Genomic DNA, 6294 nt, shown 5'->3' with positions numbered 1-6294 from the left:
CCAAACCTAGACATCAGGCTATTCGTTATCTTTCTTGCCACAACATCAAAACCAAAGCCGTCCACTGACTCTTTCGTTATGCCGTATGATTCCAACATGGAAAGAGTTAGCTCAAATGCAGGTTTGTTTAGTGAGTCAGGTAGCCAGAAATAAAACGCATCGCCAGGCCTGTGCTTTTCGGCACACAAAAGGACTTTTGCGATTAGCTTTCTAATTCGATTCATAGATGCGGCGTTGCCGATGGGCAGGTCAATGCGGTTACTGCGGCGAGCAGTGCAGATGTGAGTCGAGTAGCGAACATAAAACCAGTCGTTAGGCACCAACCCGCGCTTATCGCCAAAGTAATTGTGAGTTGCTGCGTATGGCAGATTCTCGGCTACTGATTTCCATATTGCCTTCAAAAAATCGTCGTCTGTAATCTTCATAAATCCTCCATAAAATTAAGGCCCGCGATTTGCGAGCCTGTTATTCGTCATGGTTCCGGTAAACGCGCCACTTACCAACGCCTTCCCATTCAAACTGCCGGTTACTGATGCGAGTCCAGCTTCGACCGAAAAGTAAATCCAGATACCACTTAACCAGCGTTCGATTCATTTCACGAAGCGTTGGTTTACCGCCGCAGGATTTTGAAGCACGGATAAAGCATCGAGTAATGCTGATAGCCTCAACCAGCGGCCAGATGAACCACACCCAGATTACGAGTATCGCGGCCAGTGCAAGCAGGGCATTCAGAACAATGCCTGATGTTATGAGATACCATGTCATTCCCAGCACTCCTGATTGTTTCGCTCCGGCCATGTCAGCCAGATGTAGCGGTACACGAACGGGATAAACTCGGTGAAGAAAGCTTCCCACTGGTCTTGCGCAAACCCGGTAGCCTTATCGACCATGACTTCAATTGGCGAGCGGCGAGCTGGCGGGCGGGTGATTCCGGTCAAGCGCTCGAATTGGGTTATCAGCTCTTCCTCTTCCAGGCATTTATCAAGAACTGCAGCGAAACGTGGGTTGGTTAATAGCTCCTGCATTGCTTCGTTCATGCCGCACCCTCCGCCACAACATTCAGGTTATTTATCTGGGCGTGCGCCAGTGATGCGAAAAGCATGAAGGTACTAGCAGCGTCATTTTCATCTTCCGCTTCCATGATTTTCTCGAATGGCTCACCGTTCCATAGCCCGGTAATTTTGAATTTATCCTCTGAGTTCATTAGCTCTCACCTCTCGCAAATACTGATTAAGCCGGTAGCCGGGCCAGTTCTGGCGGCACTCTTCGAAAATAGTGTTGCCGTCGTGCGATGTGACGTAAGTCATCTCGCCTACAAAATCCTTTGGCTGGTATGTTCCACGGCCGTACTTGTTCTGTGGTCTAGCTCCACGCTTGATGGAATACACGCCCTTCCCGCGAATGCCGGTTCGCACCAACTTTTCAGCATGGCAGAGCTTAGTGATCGGGGAAGATATCGCTCTCGTATCCATGCCGAGCTGCCGGGCTATAAACTGCATGTTGCAGCCCGGGTGGCTTTCGATGACCGTCCAGATTTTGTATGGCAGGGTTGTTTCAATTTCAGTTGCGATCATGATTTCACGTTCCTCCGGTAGCTGGGCCAGTCGAAGTTAATCCACATTCCGCCGTCCATCGTCATCCTGTCCATGATGCGTGGGCCGAGTAATTCGGTTAGTGCTGCCGAGTCCAGGTTGGTCAGCATGCCTACCGGCTTCTTGTTCGATAGTCGGCGATCGACAATCTGGAACAGCACCACGTTCTCGTTGACGTTGCCACGCTGCACACCGATATCGTCCAGAACCAACAGGTCAACGTTGCACAGGTCGTTCATCAGGTCTGCTTCGGTCAGTCGTGAACCGTCCTGGTACGTCTCGCGAAACCGCATCATCAGGTCAGGCACTGTTACGACCAGCACAGACTTTCCAACATTCAGCAGCGCGTTACCAATTGCGGCCGCCAGGTGATTCTTGCCAGTACCGCAGCCACCGCTGAAGATGAACCCGCCGAACCCAGAGCCGAACTTAGCAGCCCACGCTTTGGACTTCGCCAGCGCATGCTGTTGCCCTGCCAGATCGGCGTTGTAATTCTGGAACGTGCAGGTGCGGTGTAGCTCCTGAATGCCAGAGCGTCCCAGTACACCTTGCAGCCGGGTAAGTCGGTTCTGCTCAGCAATGCGCTCAGCGGTCACTCTCCCCTGCTCCTGGTGCCATGCCATCAAATCTGCCGCAGTCTCAAACTTTGGCGTCACACCTTCCGGCATCACTGCTCTAAGGCGTTTCAGTACGTCGAATGCGCTCATCCTGTGAAGCCCTCCGGGATATGGTTCATTGGTTTGGATGGTTGCTGGAAGCCTTGCCGCTTACCTGGGGTAGGTTTCGGTGGATACAGGCCCTGATAGCTATTAGCGATGCTGTGGTTAATCACGGCGACCGGGTCATTCCCTTCAGCCAGATATTCCTGAAGCTTATTAAACGCCTTGGTTACGGTGAGTTGCGAGTTGATAGACTTGCGAGATTCTTTCCGGTACTGAACCCATTCCTGCCATGCAGCCTTGCTCAGCCATTCAGGGATATCTACAGCCATCGGATCAAAGCCATGACTTTTCGTTTTGGGGACTATAGGGGTATTAGTTTCTTTATCTGTCTTTAGAGTATGTCTTTTGTGTGTCTCTGGTTTAGAGACTCGATTTGTCTCTAACTTAGAGACACCTGATGTCTCTGGTTTAGAGACAAGGTTACTAACTTGGAGACACTTGCTGAAATGCCATGCTGAAACTTCCTTGTTCACTCCGATTTTGCTTGCATCCATAAACAGGCAATTCATTGAAAGCAGTTCTTTTTTTGCCTTATTAACGTTCTGCCGTGACAGCCCGGTAATGTGAGCGATTTGCTCATCTGCAATGCGATCTGTTTTCTTGTTGAAGCCGTATGTTTTTCGGACGTAGGCCAGCATGACTTTCAACTGCCTCGCTGTTAAATCGGCACTTGCGATAGCTTCCAGCAGCTCGTTAGCGATACGGGTATACCCATCATCGATATCTGCCACTCTTCGCTCCACGACCTGTAAATCAGGTCTGATTGCTCTGACATTATCAAGGGCTGGCTCTGCCATGGCAGCAACCTCCCCTGTTTACATATCCAGTTATTCCTGGCATAATTTCTCCTGTGAATTGATCCAGTCTTTTCGCATCAGGCCTCGAAGTGTTTGCCGCACTCCGGGGCTTTTTCTTTTGTCAGCAATTTAGCTACCTGCTGAGCCAGTCTTGCCATCTCGTCATCAACTACGCCCCATTCAAGTACAGCCAGAAGCATGGAGAACTTCGGAATCCAGTCTCGCTTCCACCGGCTTATTTGCGCCTTATCGACACCTACAGCGGCTGCTGTCTTCTCTGTGCCAACCAGTGCAATCTTGTTGAGTAATGCGCTCTCAATGCGTAAGGCCTCGTTGCGTTTGTTTGCGTGTTCCATTTGTCATACTTCCTTTGTTGTATAAGTAGTTACGTGGCGAACCCATAGCAGGTGCCACTTAGATTTGTAGTCTTTTGGATTACTGCCCTTCTTCAGGGCGAGATGTGTAAAGAGCGGGGTGTATCAGGCGGCCTCTAATTCAGGCCAAATGCTTGTCCAGTCACCTGGATGAAGATGTTTGCGTGTTACGTTCCCTAAGCTGGCTTTTTCGATCAGCACGCAAAGCGCCGCGCCAAGCTCATGGTTTTTACTTAGTGCCTTACGGAGGTATCCAATACTCGTGCCGCACTTAGCTGCAAATTCTCTTTGCTCATCCAGTGAAAGGTTGTTGAGATAGATGCGTAATTCGTTCATCTCGTTTCCTTGTTTACCTTCACATGGATTTAGTTTACCCGCAGGTAACCGTTTTAGCAATACCTGTAGGTTATTTACCAAAAGGTAATGCATAATAAAATGCTCGATATGGACAAATACGAGAAAAGGCGTCAGCGCCTTATACAATTACGAGATGAGAAATGCGGCGGCAAAGCTGTAGAACTCGCTCGCAAAATTGAACGAGAGCCCTCTTACGTATCGCGCATGCTTTACGAAGAAGGTAAGAATGGTAAGAGACGCATTGCCGATGATATGGTCGAAGTGATTGAAAAAGCATTCTCACTTCCACGCGGCTGGATGGATGGTATCGATGACAAAGGCCATGACAACGTACAATACGCTGGCAAGCATCAGGAAACGAAGGGATTCCCATTGATCAGTTGGGTAAGCGCTGGGCAATGGCTTGAAGCTGTTGAACCATATAAAGTAAGCGAAATCGATGAATGGCCTGAGACAACTCAACATGTCGGTCCACATTCTTTCTGGCTAACGGTTCGCGGCGATTCGATGACGTCTCCTGTTGGATTCACGGTGCCGGAAGGCATGATTATCCTTGTTGACCCAAGCAAAGAAGCTAAAAGCGGAAAGTTGGTAGTGGCAAAACTTGTCAATGACAACGAGGCTACCTTCAAAATGTATATTGAGGATGCTGGAAGAAAATTCCTTAAGCCCCTCAACCCTCAATATCCAATGACAGAAATCGACGGAAATTGCTCAATCATCGGTACGGTGGTTGATGTGAAATGGCAGAAGATCCCCTAAACGTCCAATACCTTCTTCAAACCCGCCTCGTGCGGGTTTTTTTATGCCTCCGCAGCACTAAACATAAAATAAAAATTACCTCACATATCAATGGGGTAAACTTTTACGCCAAAATAATTTACCCACAGGTATAGACAAGGAATTTACCCTGAGGTAATGTTCATCCCATCAGCAGGACGCATTACTCACCAGGACGGTGAATGCTCATTAACAGATAGCGCTGAAGAAGCGCAAATACACCGAAGTAAGCGTGTTTCGGGGTGTGGTGAAAGCTCTTCGTACCAGCGAAGAGGCGCTCAACTGGCTTGTTGGCAGTTTGGGGTTCGAATCCACCGAATGGCGTCCTGGGATGCTTTCACCACACCACCAAAACACACTGACAGGAGGATGAATGACTAACGCACAAGAACGCCGCCGCGAACGTCGCGCAGATAAGCGGGCTGAATGGAAAGCTGCTAATCCCCTGTCGGTTGGGGTCAGCGCTAAACCGGAACGCCAGGTATTAACGCTTAAACGTAACGTTGACCGGGTGCAGAAAGCAGTTGAGCCAATTGCTAACGAAGTGATTACGCAACTGGTTAAGTCGCTGGAGTTACACGAAGCGTTGCGCGGTCAGATGGACAAGCGAAATCAGCGCGTTTGGAACAAGAAACCAGGTGAGCAAGGCGTTACTTGCCACGGCCGCCAGAAGATGAAGGGTCGCAGCATTCCATTAATTTGAGGTGAGCAGAATGAAAATTGTAATTAAACGCCGCCCAGGTAGCGCACGTCACGGTGATGAGCGCGGCAAGGTCTGGTATCACAAGTATAACTGGCTGTCCCGAGCATTTGATCGCGCACCACAACTTAAGAAAAAGCTAACCTGGAATGAACCTGCGCTTACTAACAGATAAGGTCGCCTAATCGCGGCCTTTTTTATGCAGATTGGAGTGAATGATGAGAGTGACGATTAGCGTCAAATCGAAAAGTGATATCGAGGCTGCGACCGTGGCTCTTAATCACTTCATTCGAGAAAAGAAACCTGATGATGGGACGTCTACAAGCTGGGGAATAGGCATATCTGGCAACCATTATTTCTCGGTTTCTGAAAAGAAAAATGGGAGTTACAGCGTGATTCAGTCCGGTTGCAAGGCTACAGGAGAATAGATATGGGACGTAAATTTAAAGTTTGGCTTAACTCAGGTGCGAACGCCTTTTCGAGTTATGAGCAGGAAATCGACCTAGAAGAAGACCTGAACATTACTTCAGACGAATGGGATTCGATGCCTGAACAGGAGCGTGAAGAAGTAATGAAAGAAATTGCATGGGAGAGAATGGAGTGGGGGTTTGAAGAAATTACCGACGACTAACCCCATTCCGTATCTGCTTTCATTCCCTGAGAACAGATACTGAACCCTCGCTGTCCTTATTGCCCACTCCGGTGGGCTTCTTTTTGCCTGGAGAAAAGTATGGAAACCAAATTCCTGTCAGACGGCCGCAAAGTTGTGATCGTCGGCGCACTGAATAATCAAGAAACCATCGTTCAAGAAGTCTTTGTTACTGCGCAGGGCGACGAGATACCCGGTGGTGAGCGATTCATTGCAAAGAGCCTGCACGACACGCCAGTTGAATCTTATCTATCCAAAGAGAAGGCGCGACAAGAAGCAGAACTTGCAAAAGCCAAGGCACAGATTGAGTCCGTTAATCGTGA

Annotated in this window: 13 protein-coding genes and 1 pseudogene; 5 read left to right on the top strand and 9 right to left on the bottom strand. The window is 49.0% G+C overall.

All coding sequences use genetic code 11. From position 1 onward, the window contains the following. The 9 genes from AAE045_RS22915 to AAE045_RS22875 all read right to left on the bottom strand — a co-directional run. On the bottom strand, nt 1–425 hold a 425-nt coding region (locus AAE045_RS22915; protein WP_455549643.1), incomplete at its 3' end, for a hypothetical protein. Between the two features lie 40 nt (nt 426–465). Further along, entirely contained in the window at nt 466–765 is a 300-nt protein-coding gene (locus AAE045_RS22910) for a hypothetical protein (protein WP_455549642.1), read from the bottom strand. Next, complete coding sequence (locus tag AAE045_RS22905; protein WP_455549641.1) at nt 762–1037, bottom strand: hypothetical protein; 276 nt, start codon at nt 1035–1037, stop codon at nt 762–764. The genes AAE045_RS22910 and AAE045_RS22905 overlap by 4 nt, the downstream gene beginning before the upstream one ends. Then, nucleotides 1034–1204 (bottom strand): hypothetical protein, encoded by a 171-nt coding sequence (locus AAE045_RS22900; RefSeq protein WP_455549640.1) that lies wholly within the window; start codon nt 1202–1204, stop codon nt 1034–1036. The genes AAE045_RS22905 and AAE045_RS22900 overlap by 4 nt, the downstream gene beginning before the upstream one ends. After that, entirely contained in the window at nt 1188–1574 is a 387-nt protein-coding gene (locus AAE045_RS22895) for a hypothetical protein (protein WP_455549639.1), read from the bottom strand. Before AAE045_RS22895 ends, AAE045_RS22900 begins: the two co-directional genes overlap by 17 nt. Next, a complete protein-coding gene (locus AAE045_RS22890; protein WP_455549638.1) occupies nt 1571–2299 on the bottom strand; it encodes an ATP-binding protein in 729 nt (242 codons plus the stop codon). Before AAE045_RS22890 ends, AAE045_RS22895 begins: the two co-directional genes overlap by 4 nt. After that, nucleotides 2296–3111: a replication protein gene (locus tag AAE045_RS22885; RefSeq protein ID WP_455549637.1), complete on the bottom strand. Its 816-nt coding sequence runs from the start codon at nt 3109–3111 to the stop codon at nt 2296–2298. The genes AAE045_RS22890 and AAE045_RS22885 overlap by 4 nt, the downstream gene beginning before the upstream one ends. 77 nt (nt 3112–3188) lie before the next feature. After that, complete coding sequence (locus tag AAE045_RS22880) at nt 3189–3467, bottom strand: lambda phage CII family protein (protein WP_455549636.1); 279 nt, start codon at nt 3465–3467, stop codon at nt 3189–3191. Between the two features lie 123 nt (nt 3468–3590). Next, complete coding sequence (locus AAE045_RS22875) at nt 3591–3821, bottom strand: Cro/Cl family transcriptional regulator (RefSeq protein WP_455549635.1); 231 nt, start codon at nt 3819–3821, stop codon at nt 3591–3593. Nucleotides 3822–3920: 99 nt separating this feature from the next. Between AAE045_RS22875 and AAE045_RS22870 the strand changes: the two genes are divergently transcribed. From AAE045_RS22870 to AAE045_RS22850, 5 genes and pseudogenes are all read left to right on the top strand, one after another. Beyond that, the gene (locus AAE045_RS22870) at nt 3921–4604 is read left to right on the top strand and encodes a LexA family protein (protein WP_455549634.1); all 684 of its coding nucleotides are present in this window, start codon (nt 3921–3923) and stop codon (nt 4602–4604) included. A gap of 391 nt (nt 4605–4995) precedes the next feature. Then, the gene (locus AAE045_RS22865) at nt 4996–5325 is read left to right on the top strand and encodes an antitermination protein N (protein WP_455549633.1); all 330 of its coding nucleotides are present in this window, start codon (nt 4996–4998) and stop codon (nt 5323–5325) included. A 10-nt stretch (nt 5326–5335) separates the two neighbouring features. Then, nucleotides 5336–5497 carry a hypothetical protein gene (locus AAE045_RS22860; RefSeq protein ID WP_455549632.1) on the top strand — a complete coding sequence of 54 codons (162 nt, stop codon included), beginning with the start codon at nt 5336–5338 and terminating at the stop codon, nt 5495–5497. 255 nt (nt 5498–5752) lie between these two features. After that, on the top strand, nt 5753–5953 hold the full coding sequence (locus AAE045_RS22855) for a DUF7167 family protein (protein WP_455549631.1): 201 nt from the start codon (nt 5753–5755) through the stop codon (nt 5951–5953). 99 nt (nt 5954–6052) lie between these two features. Beyond that, nucleotides 6053–6294: pseudogene (locus AAE045_RS22850) on the top strand (hypothetical protein); the annotation flags it as partial.

Origin of the sequence: Dryocola clanedunensis, from assembly GCF_038405435.1 — a bacterium.
In the GTDB taxonomy this organism is placed as follows: domain Bacteria; phylum Pseudomonadota; class Gammaproteobacteria; order Enterobacterales; family Enterobacteriaceae; genus Dryocola; species Dryocola clanedunensis_A.
The sequence above is the reverse complement of the archived record's forward strand: the minus strand, read 5'-3'. Positions and strand labels throughout refer to the sequence as shown.

Coding starts and splice junctions, on each gene's coding strand:
- AAE045_RS22910 (WP_455549642.1), bottom strand. CDS start 765: ATGACATGGTATCTCATAACATCAGGCATTGTTCTGAATGCCCTGCTT.
- AAE045_RS22905 (WP_455549641.1), bottom strand. CDS start 1,037: ATGAACGAAGCAATGCAGGAGCTATTAACCAACCCACGTTTCGCTGCA.
- AAE045_RS22900 (WP_455549640.1), bottom strand. CDS start 1,204: ATGAACTCAGAGGATAAATTCAAAATTACCGGGCTATGGAACGGTGAG.
- AAE045_RS22895 (WP_455549639.1), bottom strand. CDS start 1,574: ATGATCGCAACTGAAATTGAAACAACCCTGCCATACAAAATCTGGACG.
- AAE045_RS22890 (WP_455549638.1), bottom strand. CDS start 2,299: ATGAGCGCATTCGACGTACTGAAACGCCTTAGAGCAGTGATGCCGGAA.
- AAE045_RS22885 (WP_455549637.1), bottom strand. CDS start 3,111: ATGGCAGAGCCAGCCCTTGATAATGTCAGAGCAATCAGACCTGATTTA.
- AAE045_RS22880 (WP_455549636.1), bottom strand. CDS start 3,467: ATGGAACACGCAAACAAACGCAACGAGGCCTTACGCATTGAGAGCGCA.
- AAE045_RS22875 (WP_455549635.1), bottom strand. CDS start 3,821: ATGAACGAATTACGCATCTATCTCAACAACCTTTCACTGGATGAGCAA.
- AAE045_RS22870 (WP_455549634.1), top strand. CDS start 3,921: ATGCTCGATATGGACAAATACGAGAAAAGGCGTCAGCGCCTTATACAA.
- AAE045_RS22865 (WP_455549633.1), top strand. CDS start 4,996: ATGACTAACGCACAAGAACGCCGCCGCGAACGTCGCGCAGATAAGCGG.
- AAE045_RS22860 (WP_455549632.1), top strand. CDS start 5,336: ATGAAAATTGTAATTAAACGCCGCCCAGGTAGCGCACGTCACGGTGAT.
- AAE045_RS22855 (WP_455549631.1), top strand. CDS start 5,753: ATGGGACGTAAATTTAAAGTTTGGCTTAACTCAGGTGCGAACGCCTTT.